The 17,023-nt window shown below is 71.4% G+C and carries 18 protein-coding genes; 9 read left to right on the top strand and 9 right to left on the bottom strand.

Annotation, left to right across the window (positions count from 1 at the left end):
• The first annotated feature begins 81 nt into the window (after positions 1 to 81).
• Positions 82 to 336: a WhiB family transcriptional regulator gene (locus tag ABZT02_RS00125; RefSeq protein WP_356012611.1), complete on the top strand. Its 255-nt coding sequence runs from the start codon at positions 82 to 84 to the stop codon at positions 334 to 336.
• A gap of 38 nt (positions 337 to 374) precedes the next feature.
• Here the strand turns inward: ABZT02_RS00125 and ABZT02_RS00130 are convergent, their stop codons facing one another.
• From ABZT02_RS00130 to ABZT02_RS00150, 5 genes are read right to left on the bottom strand one after another with little or no spacing between them, the layout of a single operon-like run.
• Positions 375 to 824 carry a DUF6098 family protein gene (locus tag ABZT02_RS00130; protein WP_356012612.1) on the bottom strand — a complete coding sequence of 150 codons (450 nt, stop codon included), beginning with the start codon at positions 822 to 824 and terminating at the stop codon, positions 375 to 377.
• Positions 825 to 884: 60 nt separating this feature from the next.
• Positions 885 to 2,702 (bottom strand): HAMP domain-containing sensor histidine kinase, encoded by a 1,818-nt coding sequence (locus ABZT02_RS00135; protein WP_356012613.1) that lies wholly within the window; start codon positions 2,700 to 2,702, stop codon positions 885 to 887.
• On the bottom strand, positions 2,699 to 3,400 hold the full coding sequence (locus ABZT02_RS00140) for a response regulator transcription factor (protein WP_356012615.1): 702 nt from the start codon (positions 3,398 to 3,400) through the stop codon (positions 2,699 to 2,701). The genes ABZT02_RS00135 and ABZT02_RS00140 overlap by 4 nt, the downstream gene beginning before the upstream one ends.
• A 19-nt stretch (positions 3,401 to 3,419) precedes the next feature.
• Complete coding sequence (locus tag ABZT02_RS00145; protein ID WP_356012616.1) at positions 3,420 to 4,163, bottom strand: L,D-transpeptidase family protein; 744 nt, start codon at positions 4,161 to 4,163, stop codon at positions 3,420 to 3,422.
• Positions 4,164 to 4,204: 41 nt separating this feature from the next.
• A complete protein-coding gene (locus ABZT02_RS00150) occupies positions 4,205 to 5,620 on the bottom strand; it encodes a M1 family metallopeptidase (protein WP_356012618.1) in 1,416 nt (471 codons plus the stop codon).
• Between the two features lie 112 nt (positions 5,621 to 5,732).
• Between ABZT02_RS00150 and ABZT02_RS00155 the strand changes: the two genes are divergently transcribed.
• Entirely contained in the window at positions 5,733 to 6,083 is a 351-nt protein-coding gene (locus ABZT02_RS00155; protein ID WP_356012620.1) for a DUF488 family protein, read from the top strand.
• A gap of 142 nt (positions 6,084 to 6,225) precedes the next feature.
• Here ABZT02_RS00155 and ABZT02_RS00160 read toward each other — a convergent pair whose 3' ends face one another.
• From ABZT02_RS00160 to ABZT02_RS00170, 3 genes are all read right to left on the bottom strand, one after another.
• A complete protein-coding gene (locus tag ABZT02_RS00160) occupies positions 6,226 to 6,615 on the bottom strand; it encodes a hypothetical protein (protein ID WP_356012621.1) in 390 nt (129 codons plus the stop codon).
• A gap of 142 nt (positions 6,616 to 6,757) precedes the next feature.
• Complete coding sequence (locus ABZT02_RS00165) at positions 6,758 to 8,431, bottom strand: FAD-binding dehydrogenase (protein ID WP_356012623.1); 1,674 nt, start codon at positions 8,429 to 8,431, stop codon at positions 6,758 to 6,760.
• Between the two features lie 17 nt (positions 8,432 to 8,448).
• On the bottom strand, positions 8,449 to 9,075 hold the full coding sequence (locus ABZT02_RS00170) for a TetR/AcrR family transcriptional regulator (protein WP_356012625.1): 627 nt from the start codon (positions 9,073 to 9,075) through the stop codon (positions 8,449 to 8,451).
• A 114-nt stretch (positions 9,076 to 9,189) separates the two neighbouring features.
• On the opposite strand from ABZT02_RS00170, the gene ABZT02_RS00175 reads away from it, so the two are divergent.
• The 3 genes from ABZT02_RS00175 (at position 9,190) to ABZT02_RS00185 (ending at position 12,051) form a co-directional block, all read left to right on the top strand.
• Positions 9,190 to 9,819, top strand: coding sequence for an alpha-ketoglutarate-dependent dioxygenase AlkB (locus ABZT02_RS00175; protein WP_356012627.1), 630 nt, complete (start codon positions 9,190 to 9,192; stop codon positions 9,817 to 9,819).
• A 202-nt stretch (positions 9,820 to 10,021) separates the two neighbouring features.
• The gene (locus ABZT02_RS00180; RefSeq protein ID WP_356012629.1) at positions 10,022 to 10,768 is read left to right on the top strand and encodes an MBL fold metallo-hydrolase; all 747 of its coding nucleotides are present in this window, start codon (positions 10,022 to 10,024) and stop codon (positions 10,766 to 10,768) included.
• Between the two features lie 41 nt (positions 10,769 to 10,809).
• Positions 10,810 to 12,051, top strand: a complete 1,242-nt coding sequence (locus ABZT02_RS00185) for a DUF4032 domain-containing protein (protein ID WP_356012631.1) — start codon at positions 10,810 to 10,812, stop codon at positions 12,049 to 12,051.
• Between the two features lie 2 nt (positions 12,052 to 12,053).
• Here ABZT02_RS00185 and ABZT02_RS00190 read toward each other — a convergent pair whose 3' ends face one another.
• A complete protein-coding gene (locus ABZT02_RS00190; RefSeq protein WP_356012632.1) occupies positions 12,054 to 12,926 on the bottom strand; it encodes a universal stress protein in 873 nt (290 codons plus the stop codon).
• 61 nt (positions 12,927 to 12,987) lie between these two features.
• Between ABZT02_RS00190 and ABZT02_RS00195 the strand changes: the two genes are divergently transcribed.
• From ABZT02_RS00195 to ABZT02_RS00210, 4 genes are all read left to right on the top strand, one after another.
• The gene (locus ABZT02_RS00195) at positions 12,988 to 13,341 is read left to right on the top strand and encodes a VOC family protein (RefSeq protein ID WP_356012634.1); all 354 of its coding nucleotides are present in this window, start codon (positions 12,988 to 12,990) and stop codon (positions 13,339 to 13,341) included.
• Between the two features lie 120 nt (positions 13,342 to 13,461).
• A complete protein-coding gene (locus ABZT02_RS00200; RefSeq protein WP_356012636.1) occupies positions 13,462 to 15,138 on the top strand; it encodes an FAD-dependent oxidoreductase in 1,677 nt (558 codons plus the stop codon).
• Positions 15,135 to 16,592 carry an ATP-binding protein gene (locus ABZT02_RS00205; RefSeq protein ID WP_356012637.1) on the top strand — a complete coding sequence of 486 codons (1,458 nt, stop codon included), beginning with the start codon at positions 15,135 to 15,137 and terminating at the stop codon, positions 16,590 to 16,592. Before ABZT02_RS00200 ends, ABZT02_RS00205 begins: the two co-directional genes overlap by 4 nt.
• Positions 16,589 to 16,942 carry a UBP-type zinc finger domain-containing protein gene (locus ABZT02_RS00210; RefSeq protein WP_356012639.1) on the top strand — a complete coding sequence of 118 codons (354 nt, stop codon included), beginning with the start codon at positions 16,589 to 16,591 and terminating at the stop codon, positions 16,940 to 16,942. The genes ABZT02_RS00205 and ABZT02_RS00210 overlap by 4 nt, the downstream gene beginning before the upstream one ends.
• Positions 16,943 to 17,023 lie beyond the last annotated feature (81 nt).

Genomic DNA, 17,023 nt, shown 5'->3' on the forward strand with positions numbered 1-17,023 from the left:
TTCACCGCGCATCGACAGGTGACCCGAAAGCGAGTAAGGGATGCACGAGGGCACGTACGACTTCGATCGCAGGTGACTTTGATGGACAACTGGCGAACCCATGCCGCGTGCCGCCGCGAGGACCCGGACCTCTTCTTCCCGATCGGCACCACGGGCCCCGCAGTGGTCCAGACGGAGCAGGCCAAGTCCGTCTGCCGACGCTGCCCCGTCCAGGAGCAGTGTCTGCAGTGGGCCCTGGACACGGGACAGGGCATCGGCGTCTGGGGCGGCACCAGTGAGACGGAACGCCGGGCGCTCGCCCGGCGCGCGGCCACCGCGCGCAGAAGGTCCGGCTGACGGGCGATGCTGAGCGGGTCCGGTTCGACCGGGCCCGCTCAGTTGCCTGTGCGGCGCAGCGGACCCCAGGGGTTCTCCTGCCGGTCCACGGCGGTCCGCGCCTGGTCGATCACCCGGGGGTCGATCCAGCACATCGGCCGCACGTCGGCGACGAGCGGCTCGTTGTCGGGCCCCCGGCCCCGCTCACGCCCCTGGAGCACCCAGGGGCGTACGCCGGGGCCCTTCTCGTGCGGCAGATGGGAGTAGTCGTACAGGCGCCGGGCCACCCACAGCTGGACGGGCCGCCCCTGCCACCAGTCCTCGACGTCGAGCGGGTTCGCCGACAGACCCGGCAGCGACAGGCCGGTGAGTTCGTCGGTGCTGGATCCGCGGGCCAGATCGACCTCGGGGCCGCGTGACCAGCGGACGTACAGCCGCTCGTGTCGTTCGGCCAGACTTCCCAGTTCGGCGAGTGTCCGCACCACCGGCAGCCCGTCCGACGCGCTCATGTCCAGAACCCTTCCTTTCCTTCCGCGGGCCTACGGGGTACCCGCAGGCCACGAGGGGAATCAGGCGTCCGGCCGGGGCGCCGGGCCCCCGGGCATCCGCAGGGTGAAGACGCTGCCGGTGCCGGGCTCGCTGGCCGCCACGACCGTTCCGCCGTGGGCCGCTACCAGGTGCCGGACGATGGGGAGGCCCAGGCCGGAGCCGCCGGTACGACGGCTGCGGGACTTCTCCGCGCGCCAGAACCGGTCGAAGACGTGCGGCAGTTCGTCGGACGCGATACCGGTGCCGGTGTCCGCGACCTCCAGGACGAGGTCGTCGCCGTCCCGGCGCGCGGACAGGGCGACCGTGCCGCCGGCCGGGGTGTGGCGCAGCGCGTTGGACACCAGGTTGCCGAGCGCCTGCCGCATGCGGACCGGGTCGGCGTCGAGCCAGGGCTCGCCGTCGACGTCGGTGCGCAGCGCGACCCGGGCCGCGTCGGCGGCGACGCGGTGGGCCGCGGCGACCTGCTGGAGGAGTTCGTCGCAGCGGACGGGCTCCCGGTGCAGGCGCAGGGTGCCGGCGTCGGCGTCCGCGAGGTCCTGGAGGTCGTCGATGACGCGCTGCAGGACGAGGGCCTCGTCGTGCAGGGAGGCGAGCAGGGCGGGGTCGGGAGCGACGACACCGTCCCGGGTGACCTCCAGCCAGCCGCGGATGTTGGTGAGCGGGCTGCGCAGTTCGTGGGCGATGTCGCTGACCATGGCCTTGCGCTGGGCTTCGAGGCGCTCGCGGCGCTCGGTCAGGTCGTTGAAGGCGACGGCGAGGATGCCGGTCTCGTCCCGGGTGGTGACGGGCACCCGCACATGGAGTTCGGGCGGCTGCTGGGCCGCCGAGGTGAGCGCGCGCAGCGGCCGCACCAGCCGGGAGGCGACCAGGGCCGTCGCGGCGACGGTGACGGCGAGCACGAGAGACGCGGTGCCGACGACCTTGGCCTTGTTGGCCGGGGACATGTCGAACAGCACGGCGGGTGTGTCCCCGGTGCCCAGGAAGAGTTCGGCCACCGGTGCCACGTACGGGTCGAGCTGGGCACGGCGGGCCTGGTCGAGACAGGGCTGGGCCAGGCGCGCCTCCTTGTCGCCGAGCTTGGTCGGCAGAAGCTCGCGCATGTCCGCCCCGCCCAGTTCGCCTCCCAGCAGCGCGGCATACCCGGCGCCCAGTCCCGCCTTGGCCAGGCAGTCACGGGCGAGCCCCTGGAGCGCCTTCGTCCCCCTCTCCTCCGTCGGGGTGGGTGTGTTGAGCAGTCCGTCGGCGCAGGCGTCGGGCACGTAGTCGGGCGTGGAGCCGCTGTCCGGATCGATGAGGACCGTCCGCCCGCTCGGAGTGCGGCGCAGGCTGGTCTCCACACCCTGCTGGGAGAAGCAGAGCCGGCGCTTGCCGGCCAGGGCGGCGACCTTGCGGCGTTCCGCCTCGGGGAGCCGGTACGGGCCCACCGCTCGCGGGTCGATGCCGGGGATCTGCGCGCCGCGCTCGCTGTAGGTGTCGGTGTGCAGGGGGTCGACAGCGGCGGCCGCACTCGGTGGCAGGGAGGTACCGGGCGGCGCGGAGTCGGCGATGACCCGGCGGTCCGAGGTGGTCAGGGCGATACGGCGGCCGGTCTTCGCCGACAACTCCCGTACCGTGCGCGCCGCTTCCGACCAGTCCGAATGGGTCGCCGCGTATCCGCTGAGCTCGGCGAGGACGTCCATGTCGTCGGCGAGTGCCTGCCCCTGTTCCTCGCGCAGGGCCTGGGTGGTGGTCGCCACGGCCAGCCAGGCCGTCGCGGCCACCGAGCACACGGCGATGAGCCCGGACGTGATCAGCAGGCGGACCAGCAGCCGCTTGTGCAGGGGTATCCGAGCGCTCATCCTCGGCCGCCGCTGAGCTTGTAGCCCACGCCGAACACCGTCAGCAGCCGCACCGGGCGGCGCGGATCGGCCTCGATCTTGCGGCGCAGGTTCATGACGTGCACGTCCACGGCCCGTTCGGTGGAGGCCCGGTCGGTGCCTCGGGTGACCTCCAGCAACTGCCGCCGGGAGAAGACCCGTTCCGGCTCGGCGGCCATGGCGAGGAGGATCTCGAACTCGGCCGGCGTGCACTCCACCGGCGCCCCGTCGCACCGCACTTCGTGCCGTACGGGATCGACGGCAAGGTCTCCGGCGCGTACGACGGGATCCTCACGCCGGTCGGACACGGCACCCCGTCCGCTGCGTCTGAGGACGGTCCGGATGCGGGCCATCAGCTCGCGCGGGCTGTACGGCTTGGTCATGTAGTCGTCGGCGCCCAGTTCCAGGCCCAGCAGGACGTCGTCCTCGTCGGACCGCGCGGTGAGCATCACGACGGGGATGTCCGCGTCGCGGCGCAGCACCCGGCACACGCCGAAGCCGTCGATCACCGGCAGCATCAGGTCCAGGACCACGAGGTCGGGGGCGACCCGTCGGACCGCGTCCAGAGCGGCCCGCCCGTCGTGGACCACGGTGGCGGTGTGGCCCTCCGCGAGCAGGGACCGCCGTATGAGTTCGGCCTGCATCTCGTCGTCCTCGGCAACCAGCACATGTGCGCACACCCGGCGGATCCTAAGCGCTTCAGCCGGCGAGGGACTTGGCGTCGCCCATGACGACGACGGGACGGAGATCGGGTTCCAGGGCGCGCAGCAGCTCCTTCATGTGCTTCTCGGCGATGCTCACACAGCCGTGGGTGGGCCCGCCGTGGTCGACGTGCAGCCATATCCCGCCGCCGCGCCCGGCGCCCAGTGGCCGGGTCCAGTCCAGGGGTGAAGTGCCGGGCTTCCGGTTGTAGTTGATGGCGACCACGTAGTCGAAGGATCCGGCGAGCGGTTCGCCCTCGAATCCCGTGCCGGGCGAGGTGAAGCCGACACCGTGGTCGTACGGCAGCCTGGTGCCGGGGTCCTTCAGCAGTCCTCCGGCGTCCGTGAGGGTGTATACGCCGATCGGTGAGCGCAGGTCGCCGGCCAGGTGGTGGTCGGTCCAGCCCTTGAGCGCGTTGTGCGCGGGCCAGCTCGCGCCTGCCTGCCAGCCGGCCGCCGTGCGCTCGTAGAGCACCACGGTGGAGACCGGCGAGTCACGGCCCCGCCCGGTGACGACGACGGCCTGCCGGGTGCCGGCCGGTACCTTCGCCCACGTCCTCGGTCCCAGGCCGGGTATCTGCCGGGGTGCGGCCTCGCCGGAGATCTCCGGCGAGGGAGTGGTCGGCGAAGGCTCCCGGGACGGCGTGGGCGCGCTCGCTGTGCCGGCCACGGCACCGCCGCCGCATCCGGTGAGAAGCAGGGATGCGGCGAGCAGGGTGACGTGGGTTCTGCGTGTGATCATGAAGCGACTCTGGCCGAGACTTGTAAGAAACTCGTCAGGTTCTAGGGCTGGTTCGGCTTGCCCGGGGTGTCCAGCCAGGTACGGAACAGGCCGTTCAGGTCCTTACCCGACACGCGTTCCGCGAGGCGTTCGAACTGGGCGGTGGTGCCGTGGCCGTAGCGGTGCCCGGACGCCCAGGCGCGCAGGATCAGGAAGAAGGCCCGGTCGCCGACGGCCGTGCGCAGGGCGTGCAGGGTCATGGCTCCACGGGCGTAGACGGGGGTGCCGAAGATGTTGGCGCCGCTGCCGGGATTGCCGGGCGGGAACTCCCACAGGTCGTCGCTCGCGGGCTTCGCGTAGAGCTCGTCGAAGGTCTTCTGCGCGCTGTCGCCGCCGTGCTGCTCGGCGTAGAGCCACTCCGCGTAGGTCGCGAAGCCCTCGTTGAGCCAGATGTCCTTCCAGGAGGTGAGCGAGACGGAGTCGCCGAACCACTGGTGGGCGTTCTCGTGGACGAGGGTGCTCAGGTCGGGCGCGCGGTCGTAGACCGGACGGCTCTGGGTCTCCAGCGCGTAGCCCACGTTCGGGGCGTGGTCCACGATCGACCCTGCGGCGCGGAACGGGTAGGGCCCGAACAGCTTGCTCTCCCACTCCAGGACGGAGGGCAGCTTCTTGAGCACGGGTGCCGCGGCGGCGACCTCGCGCGGGTCGACGGCGTTGTAGACGCGGATGCCGTTCCTGGTGGTGAACTGCTCCACCTTGAACTTACCGACGGTCGCGGTGGCCAGGTAGGCGGCCATGGGCTCGCTCTGGTGCCAGCGGAACGTGGTCCTGCCGTGCGTGGTCCGCTGGGAGAGGAGGACGCCGTTGGCGACCGCGGTACGCCCCTGGGGGACGGTGATCGTGAAGTCGTACGACGACTTGTCCTTGGGGTGGCTGTTCGCCGGGAACCAGGTCATCGCGCCCTGCGGTTCGCCGGCGACGAAGGCTCCGTCGTCGGTGGGGATCCAGCCGTCGAGCGAGCCGTCCGGGTCGGTGACGGGGCCGGGCTTCCCCTTGTAGGTCACGGTGACGGTGAATCGTTCCCCCTTGCGCAGCGCGCGCTGCGGGGTGACGACGAGTTCCTGTCCCGCGCGGCGGAAAGCGGCCTTGGCGTGACCGACCGTCAGACCGGTGACGGTCAGCCCCTTGAAGTCGAGGTCGAAGCGCGTCAGGCGCTGGGTGGCGCGGGCGGTGAGGACCGCCTTGCCGTCGAGGTGACGGCTGCCGGGGTCGTAACGGAGTGTCAGGTCGTAGTGGCCGACGTGGTATCCGCCGTTCCCGGCGAGCGGGAAGTAGGGATCGCCGGCTCCGGACGAGCCCGTCGACGACGGCGCGGCGGCCCCGAGCAGAGCGGTGAGGGCAAGGGGGGTGGTGACGAGGACGAAGGTGCGTCTGACGGCCTTCGGCACGTGCTCTCCTACGGGTCGGGGGGTGGACATCGGCTTCACACTAAAGGCCCCCTCCCCGGCAACTCACCCTTGATCAGGTCAAGTCGCGCCGGACTCCGCAGTACGCTCCCGACGCACCCACCCCTTCGTCGAGAGGCCGCCCGTGAGCGTGCGCATCCGCCGTGTCTACGAACCCCCCGAGCCCGCCGACGGCGTGCGCGTCCTGGTCGACCGGCTGTGGCCGCGCGGTCTGTCCAAGGACGCGGCCCGCGTCGACGAGTGGCCGAAGGCGCTCACCCCGTCGACCGAGCTGCGCCGCTGGTACCACGCGGGAGAGGGCTCGTACGAGGAGTTCGCCGAGCGGTACGAGGCGGAGCTGGCCGACCCGGAGGCGGCCGGACTCCTCGACCGGGTCCGGGAGCTGGCGAGCCGGGGCGACGTGACCCTGCTGACCGCGTCGAAGACGCCGGAGCAGAGTCACGCCACCGTGCTGGTGCGACTGTTGGAGGCGTAGGGCCTGCCCGACGGATCAGGTCGGCGGCACGCGCGTGCGGCACGCGCGACCTGCGCCCCATCCCGGGTTCCCTCGGCCGGAGCCACGCGAGACGGTCGGACGGCAGTCTGCCGGCCCTGGTTGTCGAGGTGGCAGCGGGCGGTCAGGCGTCGGGGTCGACTGCGGGGTGCGTGAACCGCACGGGCTTGCCCAGCGACCGGGCGTAGGCGATTTCGGCCCGGGTGCTGTCTCCGATGTAGTCGCCGACCACGAGCACCTCGTCAGCGAGCCGGATCTTCGCCCGGTGCAGATCGTCGAGTCGGGCCTTCAGCGCCCCGGCCTCGACAGGATCGGACCGGAGTGCGCGCGGCGACTTCATGTCACGGCCCGGCTTGACGACGATCCTTCCGGCTTCGGTCTCCCGCAGATCGGCCTCGTTCATCTCGGTCATGAAGCGGGTGGAGCCGCAGATCACGACGATACGCGGGAGGCTCAACAGCTTCTTCGCGTCGGCGAGCTTCTCCTCGGGGGTGAGCACGCGCGGGTATGACACTGGTTCCTCCTGGTGGTGTGGTCCGAGGAGTGCCTGCGGAGACGAGAACGAGGCCGTGGCGCCCGCCGATCGGTATGACGCCCCTGGCCGCGTCGGGTGCGCCCGGGCGGCCCGGAGTACGCGCTCGGAAGCCGGAGACTCTTTAGCCGACCTGCTTCGCCGCCGCCCGCCCCGCCGCGCGTCCGGAGAAGAGGCAGCCGCCGAGGAAGGTGCCCTCCAGCGCGTTGTAGCCGTGGACACCGCCGCCGCCGAAGCCGGCGACCTCGCCCGCCGCGTACAGGCCTTCGAGGGGCTTGCCGTCGGTGCCCAGGGCGCGGGAGTCGAGGTCGGTCTGGATGCCGCCGAGGGTCTTGCGGGTCAGGATGTGCAGCTTGACGCCGATCAGGGGGCCGGCGGCGGGGTCGAGGATGCGGTGCGGGGTGGCGACCCGGCCGAGGCGGTCGCCGATGTAGCGGCGCGCGTTGCGGATGCCCTGCACCTGGGCGTCCTTGCTGTAAGCGTTGGCGATCTGGAGGTCGCGGGCCTCGATCTGGCGGCGGACCGAGTCGGCGTCCAGGAGTGCCTTGTCCGTCAGCCCGTTCATCTTCTCGACCAGCTGCTCCAGGTTGGGGGCGGTCACGAAGTCCGCGCCCTTGCGCAGGAACGCGTCCACCGGTCCCGGCGCGCCCTTGCCGAGGATGCGCTCCTTGAGGAAGCCCGCGCGGTCCTTGGCGGTGATGTCGGGGTTCTGCTCGGAGCCCGAGAGCGCGAACTCCTTCTCGATGATCTTCTGGGTGAGGATGAACCAGGAGTGGTCGTGCCCCGCGATGTCCTCGGTGGTGCGCAGGTGCTCGAGGGTGGAGAGGGTGTCGTAGCCGGGCAGGCACGGTTCGGGCAGTCGCCGGCCCAGGGCGTCGAACCACATCGAGGAGGGGCCGGGGAGGATGCGGATGCCGTGGCCGGGCCAGATCGGGTCCCAGTTCTGGATGCCCTCGGTGTAGTGCCACATGCGGTCGCGGTTGACCAGGCGCACGCCCGCGTCCGCGCTGATGTCGAGCATCCGGCCGTCGACGTAGGCGGGGACGCCGGTGACCATCTCGGCGGGCGCGGTGCCGAGCCGCTCGGGCCAGTAGCGGCGGACCATGTCGTGGTTGGCGCCGATGCCGCCGGTGGTGACGACGACGGCCCGGGCGGTGAGTTCGAAGTCGCCGACGCGGTCGCGGTTGGAGGCGACCCCGCGCGCGGAGTTGTCCTCGGCGAGGACGGTGCCGCGCACTCCGCGGGCGGCGCCCTCGTCGACGACCAGTTCGTCGACCTGGTGGCGGTGGAAGAAGGTCAGCAGTCCGTCGCGCGCCGCCTGCTTGGCGTAGCCGACGAAGGGCTCGACGACTCCGGTGCCGGTGCCCCAGGCGACGTGGAAGCGGGGTACGGAGTTGCCGTGTCCGTGGGCGGTGAGGTCGCCTCGCTCGGCCCAGCCGACGGTGGGCAGGAACTTGATGCCGTGGCCCTCCAGCCACGACCGCTTCTCCCCCGCCGCGAACTCGACGTAGGCGCGCGCCCAGCGCACCGCCCAGGAGTCCTCGTCGTCGACGCGGTCGAACTTGGCGCTGCCCTGCCAGTCGTTCCAGGCGAGGTCGAAGGAGTCCTTGATGCCGAGGCGCCGCTGTTCCGGGGAGTCGACGAGGAACAGCCCGCCGAAGGACCAGAACGCCTGGCCGCCGAGGTTGGCGGCGTTCTCCTGGTCGACCAGCGCGACCCTCTTGCCGCGGCTGGTGAGCTCGTGCGCGGCGACCAGGCCCGCGAGCCCGGCTCCGACGACGATGACGTCGGCGTCCATGGCGACCGTCCCTTCCCTCATACGGTGGTGTCGCTGCCGTCGGTGAGCAGCGCGGTGAGCAGTTGCCCCAGCCAGACGCGGGCGCGCTCGACGTCCGCGTCCAGCAGGAGTTGGACGGTGACCCCGTCGTAGGCGGCGACCACGGCGTGGGCGGCACCTTCGACGTCGACCAGCACGGGGGGCAGTTCGGCGTGGCCACGCGTGCGTGCCAGCCGTTCGGCGATGGCGCGCCTGAGCCGGGCCCGGTGTTCGAGCAGGGTCCTGGCGACCTCGGGCGCGCGGGCGGCGTACACCAGGAAGTCCGTCTTCACCAGGAGCCAGTCCCGGTCCAGGAGGAGCACCTCGGTGACCCGGTCGACGGCGGCCGGCACGTCGAGGCCGGGCCCGTCGAGGGCGAGCGCCCCGGAGACCTGCTCCGCGATGAGGTCGGCGCGCTGCTGGTAGAGCGCGAAGAACAGCTCGTCGAGGCTGTCGAAGTTCGAGTAGAAGGCGCCCCGGCTGTAGCCGGCGGCCTCACAGACCTCCTCGATCGACACCCGCCCGAACCCCTTGGCGGCGAACACCGCGAAGGCCGCGTCGAGGAGATTGGCACGTGTGCGCACCCGGCGCCTGGTCACGCGCCTGGTCGTGTTCCCCACCGCCATGTCCGGCCCTCCGTTCGATACAGGAATGTATCCGATACATCGATGTATCGAAAGGGTCGGACAGTCGACCTATTTCATGGGAACAGATTTTCGAATGAGGAGTACGCTGGATCCATGAACGCGCACCTCCAGGGCTCCCTGTTCGACCAGACCGACCAGCTCCGGCTCGGCCCGCTCGATGGAATCCGCCGCACCACGCTCGCCCACGGCGCCTGGATCGACGTCCTGCCCGGCTGGCTCAGCGGCTCGGACGCCCTGTTCGAACAGCTGGCCGCCGAAGTCCCCTGGCGTGCGGAGCGCCGCACGATGTACGACCACGTCGTCGACGTACCGCGGCTGCTCTCCTTCTACGGCGTGGGCGACAAGCTGCCGCATCCCGTGCTCACCGAGGCCCGCGAGGCGCTCAGCGCGCACTACGCCGACGAGCTCGGAGAACCGTTCACCACGGCCGGGCTCTGCTACTACCGCGACGGCCGGGACAGCGTCGCCTGGCACGGCGACCGGGGCGGGCGGGGCGCGAGCCAGGACACCATGGTCGCGATCGTCTCCGTGGGCGCCCCGCGCGACCTCCTGCTGCGGCCGGCGCGTGGTGGCGGCGAGACGCTGCGGCGACCGCTCGGCCACGGCGACCTGATCGTGATGGGCGGCTCCTGCCAGCGCACCTGGGAGCACGCCGTACCGAAGTCCACGCGCGCGACGGGACCGCGCATCAGCATCCAGTTCCGCACGCACGGCGTGCACTGAAGCAGAGAGGCGGCTGCTTCGGCCCACGCGGGGGCTGCCTCCGGCGGACGGTGCCGGAGGCAGCCTCGTCAGCACGGAAGTCGGGCGCGTGAACTGACCGCCGGAAGTTGACCGTTGGAAGACCGGTACCCGCCGCTCCGGATCGCCTGAGCGTCTGCTTTGCTGTGTGCCGTCGTGCAGGGACTCATCGGGCGGGGCGATCATGAGCGCGGGCGTGCAGCAAGTCGCGGACGGCACCTATCTGGTGCACGGCAGCAACACCAACTGGGTGATCCTGACCGAGGGAAGCTCCGCCACGCTGGTCGACACCGGCTACCCGGGCGACCGGGAGCAGGTGCTCGCCTCCCTCGCGGAGGTGGGGAGTTCGCCGGAGGCGCTCACCGCCGTACTCATCACGCACGCCCACAACGACCACCTCGGGTCCGCCGAGTACCTGCGCGCCGGCTATGGCACGCCGGTGTATCTGCACGAGGCCGAAGTGCCGCACGCACGGCGGGAGTTCCTGCACCAGGTCTCGGTCGGGACGGTCCTGAAGAACGGCTGGCGCCCCGGTGTCCTGCCGTGGGCGGTGCACGCGATCCGGGTGGGCGGCACGGCCCATGTGCCGGTGGCGTCCCCGCAGCCCTTCCCCGCGGAGGGCGCCCTCGATCTGCCGGGCCGTCCGGTGCCCGTGTACACGCCGGGTCACACCGACGGGCACTGCGCCTTCCATCTCCCCGACCGCGGCGTGGTGATCTCGGGCGACGGCCTGGTGAGCGGACACCCCACCTCGCGGGTCACGGGTCCCCAGCTGCTGCCCGACATGTTCCACCACGAACGCGCGCGTGCCGTGGCGTCGCTGGACGTGTTCGCGGAGCTGGAGGGCGAGGTGCTGCTGCCGGGACACGGGCCGGTGCACCGTGGTCCAGTCCGTGAAGCGGCACTTCAGGCCAGGGACCGCGCGCTCTAAGGTGAGGTGACGATCACCGGCGAGACAAGGACAGACCAGCCATGGCACTGCAGATCAGCGCGACGAACCCGGAGCACCCCGCGCTCCTGCTCGAACTGCCGTGGCATCTGCCGCTGGAGCAGTGGCCGGAGGAAGTCCTCGTCCCGCTGCCGCGCGGTATATCCCGCCACGTGGTGCGCTACGCCCGCGCCGGTGACGAGGTCATCGCCGTGAAGGAGCTCGCCGAGCGCCCGGCGCTGCGCGAGTACGAGCTGCTGCGCGACCTGGACCGGCTCGCCATCCCCGCCGTCGACCCGCTCGCCGTGGTCACCGGGCGCACCGACACCGAGGACGCCCCGCTGGAATCGGTGCTGGTCACCCGGCATCTGGGCGGCTCGATGCCGTACCGCTCGATGTTCGAGACGACCATGCGGCCCGCCACCATGCACCGTCTCATGGACGCTCTGGCGGTCCTGCTGGTGCGTCTGCATCTGGCCGGGTTCGCCTGGGGCGACTGCTCCCTGTCCAACACCCTGTTCCGGCGCGACGCGGGCGCCTACGCCGCCTACCTGGTGGACGCAGAGACCGGGGACCTGCATCCCCAGCTCAGCCCCGGGCAGCGGGACTACGACCTCGACCTCGCCCGCGTGAACATCAGCGGCGAGCTGCTCGACCTGGAGGCCTCCGGGGCGCTGCACCCCTCGGTGGACCCGATCGAGTTCGGCATGGAGATCTGCGCGCGCTACGGCAGCCTGTGGGAGGAGCTGACCCGCAGCTCCGTCTACCCGGCGGGCAAGTACCACTACATCGAGCGCCGGATCCGCCGGCTCAACGAACTCGGCTTCGACGTGGCCGAGATGCAGATCGAGCACGCGCCGAACGGCGACACGGTCACCTTCGTTCCGAAGGTCGTGGACGCGGGCCACCACCAGCGCCAGCTCCTGCGCCTGACCGGCCTGGACACCGAGGAGAACCAGGCCCGCCGGCTCCTGAACGACCTGGAGAGCTGGATGGCCACCCAGGACGACTACGCCCCGGGCGACCCGCTCGGCGCCCGCCCGGAGGTGCTCGCCCACCGCTGGGTACGGGACGTCTTCCGGCCCACGGTGCGGGCCGTGCCGCTCGAGATGCGCGGGTCGATGGACCCGGCCGAGATCTACCACGAGCTGCTGGAACACCGCTGGTACCTGTCCGAGCGGGCCCAGCACGACATCGGGCTGGACACCGCGGTGGACGACTACCTCAAGAACATCCTCCCCACGGCCCGGGAGACGCTCCAGCCCACCCCCGCCACCCCGGAGTGACCTCAGGCGTGCGGCACCACGGCCACCGGGCAGTCCGCGTGGTGCAGCACGCCGTGCGCGACCGATCCGATCCTGGCACCCACCGCGGTACGGCGGGCCCGGCGGCCGACCACCATCAGCTGGGCCCGCGCGGTCACCGACAGCAGCACCTGGCCCGCGCTGCCCATCTCCACGTGCTCGACGACCGGCACGTCGGGGAAGCGGTCCCGCCACGGCTGGAGAGCCGCGGCCAGGGCCTCCTTCTCGTACGGCTCCAGCCCGCCGGCCTCGTCCAGAAGCCGCAACGAGCCGGGGCTGTAGGCGAACACCGGGGGCAGCGTCCAGGCCCGTACGGCCCGCACGGCCGCTCCCCGCGCCGCCGCCGTCTCGAAGGCGAACCGCATGACCTCGGCGCTGTCCTCCGGGTCGCCCTCCTGGCCGACGACGATCTCGCGCCCGGAGACCTCCGCGGTGGCCTGGTCCCCGGCCCGCACCAGGACGACGGGCCGCGTCGCCTCGGCGATCACCTGCTGGCCGACCGAGCCCAGCAGGAAGCCGACGACCGGCCCGTGCCCTCGGGAGCCCAGAACCAGCAGTTCGCTGTCGGCCGCGGCGGCGACCAGCACATCCACGCTGCCGCCCTCGACGAGGTCGGTGTCCACGTCGAGCCCGGTGTGCCGGCCGGTGACGGCCCGGACGGCCTCGGCCACGGCGTCCCGCGCCCAGCCCGCCTGGGTGTCCCGGTCCCCCGCGTCGATCCCCTCGTACGGCTGGAACCGCCACGCGTGCACCACCCGTAGCGCCACGCCTCGCCGGACCGCTTCCCGTGCGGCCCAGCCCAACGCGGCGAGACTCTCCTCGGTTCCGTCGATCCCTGCGGTGATCGGGCGGGTCATGCGGTGGCCTTCCTGTTCAGCGGTCACGTGCGTGAGGCCCAGTCTTCACTACGCTGCTTGCATGACCTTGGAATGGGAGCAAGTCATCGTGGACTCGGCCGATCCCGTCGCCCTCGGGCGCTGGTGGGCCGAGGCGCTGGGCTGGGTCGTGGTCGGCGACGCCCCGGACGAGTTCGAGATCCGCCCCGAGGAGGACCGGACGCCGGGGCTGCTCTTCGTGCCGGTGCCGGAGGCGAAGACCGTCAAGAACCGGCTCCATCTCGACTTCCGGCCGGACGACCAGGAGGCCGAGGTCACCCGCTTCCTGGCCCTGGGCGCCCGGCACGCGGACGTGGGCCAGGGCGAGCAGCCGTGGGTGACGCTCATGGATCCCGAGGGCAACGAGTTCTGTGTGCTGGGCGAGCGCCGAGCCTGACACCGGCAGGGTCAGCCATATCTGCGCGTAGCAGGGCGATCGAACATACGATGGGCGGGACCGGGCCGGTGACCACGGGGGGCGCCCGTGCCCCGACCGACCGCCCGGGTGGGGAGACGCATGGCACAGGCCGCCGAATCGGCGCGGACCGTCATCCTGACCGTGGACGACGACCCGGGGGTCTCCCGCGCCGTCGCCCGCGATCTGCGGCGGCGCTACGGCGAGTCGTACCGGATCGTGCGCGCGGAGTCCGGGGAGTCCGCGCTGGAGGCGCTGCGAGAGCTGAAGCTGCGCGGCGACCTCGTGGCGGTGATCCTGGCCGACTACCGCATGCCGCAGATGAACGGCATCGAGTTCCTCGAACAGGCCCTGGACGTGTATCCGGGCGCCCGGCGCGTGCTGCTGACGGCGTACGCGGACACCAACGCGGCGATCGACGCGATCAACGTCGTCGACCTCGACCACTACCTCCTCAAGCCGTGGGATCCGCCCGAGGAGAAGCTCTACCCGGTGCTCGACGACCTCCTGGAGGCGTGGCGCTGCAGCGACTACCGGCCGGTGCCCGCCACCAAGGTGATCGGACACCGCTGGTCGGCGCGCTCCTCGGACGTGCGGGAGTTCCTGGCCCGCAACCAGGTGCCCTACCGCTGGTACTCCACGGACGAGCCCGAGGGGCAGCGGTTGCTCGCCGCGGCGGGCGAGGACGGGCAGCGGCTGCCGGTGGTGATCACCCCCGACGGCACACCCCTGGTCGAGCCGGAGGCACCCGACCTGGCCGCCCAAGTGGGTCTCGCCACCACCCCGACCGCGGACTTCTACGACCTCGTCGTCATCGGCGGCGGTCCGGCCGGGCTCGGAGCGGCGGTGTACGGGGCTTCGGAGGGGCTCAGGACCGTGCTCGTGGAGCGCTCGGCGACCGGCGGGCAGGCCGGACAGAGCTCGCGGATCGAGAACTACCTGGGCTTCCCGGACGGCGTGTCGGGCGCTCAGCTCACCGACCGGGCCCGTCGGCAGGCGACCAAGTTCGGCGCGGAGATCCTCACCGCCCGTGAGGTGGCGGGCCTGGAGGTCAACGGCGCGGCCCGCACCGTGCGGTTCTCGGACGGATCGGCGGTGGCCGCGCACAGCGTGATCCTGGCGACCGGCGTGTCGTACCGGCAGCTGGAGGCACCGGGCTGCACGGACCTGACCGGGTGCGGGGTGTTCTACGGCTCGGCGCTCACCGAGGCCTCCTCCTGCCAGGGGCAGGACGTGTACATCGTCGGCGGTGCCAACTCGGCCGGCCAGGCGGCCATGTACCTGTCCCGGGGCGCCAAGTCGGTGACCCTGCTGGTGCGCGGACCCGACCTCGCCGCGTCGATGTCGCACTACCTGATCCAGCAGATCGAGGAGGCCCCCAACATCTCGGTGCGCGCGCGTACCGTCGTCGAGGCCGCGCACGGCTCCGATCACCTGGAGCAGCTGACCCTGCGCGACACCGAGACCGGGGAGACCGAACTCGTCGACGCGCAGTGGATGTTCGTGTTCATCGGCGCGGCCCCGCTGACCGGCTGGCTGGACGGCACGGTGCTGCGGGACGAGCACGGGTTCATCCTGGCCGGGCCCGACCTCACCCCCGACGGGCGGCCGCCGGCCAACTGGGAACTGGACCGGCCGCCGTACCACCTGGAGACCAACATTCCCGGCGTGTTCGTCGCGGGCGACGCGCGCGCGGAGTCCGCGAAACGGGTCGCGTCCGCCGTCGGAGAGGGAGCCATGGCCGTGATGCTCGTCCACCGGTATCTGGAGCAGTCATGAGCGGGCAGTTGATGCCGTGCAGTCCTGGGGAGATCGGTTCGCTGTTCCTGTTCGAGAAGCTCTCCCCCGAGCAGCTCGGGCAGTTGTGCGCCGCGGGACGGGTCGAGAAGTTCGAACCCGGACCGGTGTACTCCGAAGGCGAACCCGCCACCTGCTTCTACGTGATGATCGAGGGCACGGTCGTGCTCTCCCGCCGGGTCGGCGGCGACGACGTGGAGATCAACCGCACCTCACAGCGCGGGGTCTACGCGGGATCCATGCAGGCGTACCTCGGTGACCGGGTGCAGCAGACCTACAACGGCTCCATGCGGGTCACGGAACCCTCGCGGTTCTTCGTCCTGCCCTCGGAGAAGTTCTCCGCCTTCATGCAGGAATGGTTCCCGATGGCGGTCCATCTGCTGGAGGGGCTCTTCTTCGGTTCGAAGAACACCCAGCGGGCCATCGGACAGCGTGAACGGCTGCTGGCGCTGGGCTCGTTGTCCGCCGGTCTCACGCACGAGCTCAACAACCCGGCGGCGGCCGCCGTGCGGGCCACGTCGACGCTGCGCGAGCGGGTCGGCAAGATGCGGCACAAGCTCGCCGTCATCGCCCAGGGCTCCTACAGCCCCGAGGTGATGGCGAACCTCATCGACATCCAGGAGCGCACGGCCGAACGGGTCGCCAAGGCGCCCGCCTTGAGCCCGCTCGAGGCCTCCGACCGGGAGGACACGCTGTCCGACTGGCTCGACGACCACGGCATCCAGGAGGGCTGGCGGATCGCGCCCACCTTCGTGCAGGGCGGCCTCGACGTGGACTGGCTCGACCAGGTCGCGGCGACCGTGGGCGAGGAGATCCTGCCGAACGCGATCGGCTGGCTCAACTACACCGTCGAGACCGAGCTGTTGATGGACGAGATCAACGACTCCACGGCCCGGATCTCCCACCTCGTCGACGCGGCCAAGCAGTACTCCCAGCTGGACCGGGCGCCCTACCAGGTGGCCGACGTGCACGAACTCCTCGACAGCACCCTGCTGATGCTCTCCGGGAAGATCGGGCAGCAGATCAAGGTCGTCAAGGAGTACGACCGGACGCTGCCGAGGATCCCGGCCTACCCCGCCGAGCTGAACCAGGTGTGGACCAACCTGATCGACAACGCGGTGCAGGCCATCAACAGCGTCGGCGAGGAAGGGACGTTGACCGTCCGGACCGCGCTCGACCACGACCGGCTGCTGGTGGAGTTCCGGGACACCGGGCCCGGGGTGCCGCCGGACATCCGCGGGCGGATCTTCGATCCCTTCTTCACCACCAAGCCCGTGGGTGAGGGAACGGGGCTCGGACTCGACATCTCCTGGCGGATCGTGGTCAACAAGCACCACGGGACGCTTCAGGTGGAGTCGTCGCCGGGCGACACCCGCTTTCAGGTGCTGCTTCCGCTGACCGCCGCGGACAACGACACGACCGAGGAGCCGGAATGACCGACATCAAGGGGATCGACCCGAGCGTGCCGCCCAGCGGGGAGGGGTGTGTGGAGTGCGACGCGGCGGGTGGCTGGTGGTTCCATCTGCGGCGGTGTGCGCAGTGCGGGCACGTGGGGTGCTGCGACTCCTCGCCCGGGCAGCACGCGACGGGGCATTTCCGGGACTCGGGGCATCCTCTGGTGCAGAGCTTCGAGCCGGGTGAGGAGTGGTTCTGGAACTTCGAGACGAATGAGATGTTCGAGGCGGGGCCGGAGCTGGCGGGGCCGGTGAGTCATCCGGAGTCGCAGCCGGCGCCGGGCCCTGAGGGGCGGGTGCCGGCGGACTGGGCACGCGTCCTGCGGCGGTGAGCGCCTAGGAGCTCGGGGCGTCCTGTCCGACGGCGGGTGCGGGTCGTGTGTGGTTGATCGCGCCCTTCCCCGCGCCCCTGG

Source organism: Streptomyces sp. NPDC005402, assembly GCF_040606575.1.
GTDB lineage: Bacteria > Actinomycetota > Actinomycetes > Streptomycetales > Streptomycetaceae > Streptomyces.

Excerpts from the sequence above, each read along its gene's own strand:
- ABZT02_RS00165 (WP_356012623.1), bottom strand. The coding sequence starts at position 8,431 with ATGGACGCCGACGTCATCGTCGTCGGAGCCGGGCTCGCGGGCCTGGTC.
- ABZT02_RS00180 (WP_356012629.1), top strand. The coding sequence starts at position 10,022 with ATGAGCGCGGGCGTGCAGCAAGTCGCGGACGGCACCTATCTGGTGCAC.
- ABZT02_RS00130 (WP_356012612.1), bottom strand. The coding sequence starts at position 824 with ATGAGCGCGTCGGACGGGCTGCCGGTGGTGCGGACACTCGCCGAACTG.
- ABZT02_RS00170 (WP_356012625.1), bottom strand. The coding sequence starts at position 9,075 with ATGGCGGTGGGGAACACGACCAGGCGCGTGACCAGGCGCCGGGTGCGC.
- ABZT02_RS00185 (WP_356012631.1), top strand. The coding sequence starts at position 10,810 with ATGGCACTGCAGATCAGCGCGACGAACCCGGAGCACCCCGCGCTCCTG.
- ABZT02_RS00210 (WP_356012639.1), top strand. The coding sequence starts at position 16,589 with ATGACCGACATCAAGGGGATCGACCCGAGCGTGCCGCCCAGCGGGGAG.
- ABZT02_RS00200 (WP_356012636.1), top strand. The coding sequence starts at position 13,462 with ATGGCACAGGCCGCCGAATCGGCGCGGACCGTCATCCTGACCGTGGAC.
- ABZT02_RS00145 (WP_356012616.1), bottom strand. The coding sequence starts at position 4,163 with ATGATCACACGCAGAACCCACGTCACCCTGCTCGCCGCATCCCTGCTT.
- ABZT02_RS00175 (WP_356012627.1), top strand. The coding sequence starts at position 9,190 with ATGAACGCGCACCTCCAGGGCTCCCTGTTCGACCAGACCGACCAGCTC.
- ABZT02_RS00190 (WP_356012632.1), bottom strand. The coding sequence starts at position 12,926 with ATGACCCGCCCGATCACCGCAGGGATCGACGGAACCGAGGAGAGTCTC.
- ABZT02_RS00150 (WP_356012618.1), bottom strand. The coding sequence starts at position 5,620 with ATGTCCACCCCCCGACCCGTAGGAGAGCACGTGCCGAAGGCCGTCAGA.
- ABZT02_RS00195 (WP_356012634.1), top strand. The coding sequence starts at position 12,988 with ATGACCTTGGAATGGGAGCAAGTCATCGTGGACTCGGCCGATCCCGTC.
- ABZT02_RS00205 (WP_356012637.1), top strand. The coding sequence starts at position 15,135 with ATGAGCGGGCAGTTGATGCCGTGCAGTCCTGGGGAGATCGGTTCGCTG.
- ABZT02_RS00135 (WP_356012613.1), bottom strand. The coding sequence starts at position 2,702 with ATGAGCGCTCGGATACCCCTGCACAAGCGGCTGCTGGTCCGCCTGCTG.
- ABZT02_RS00125 (WP_356012611.1), top strand. The coding sequence starts at position 82 with ATGGACAACTGGCGAACCCATGCCGCGTGCCGCCGCGAGGACCCGGAC.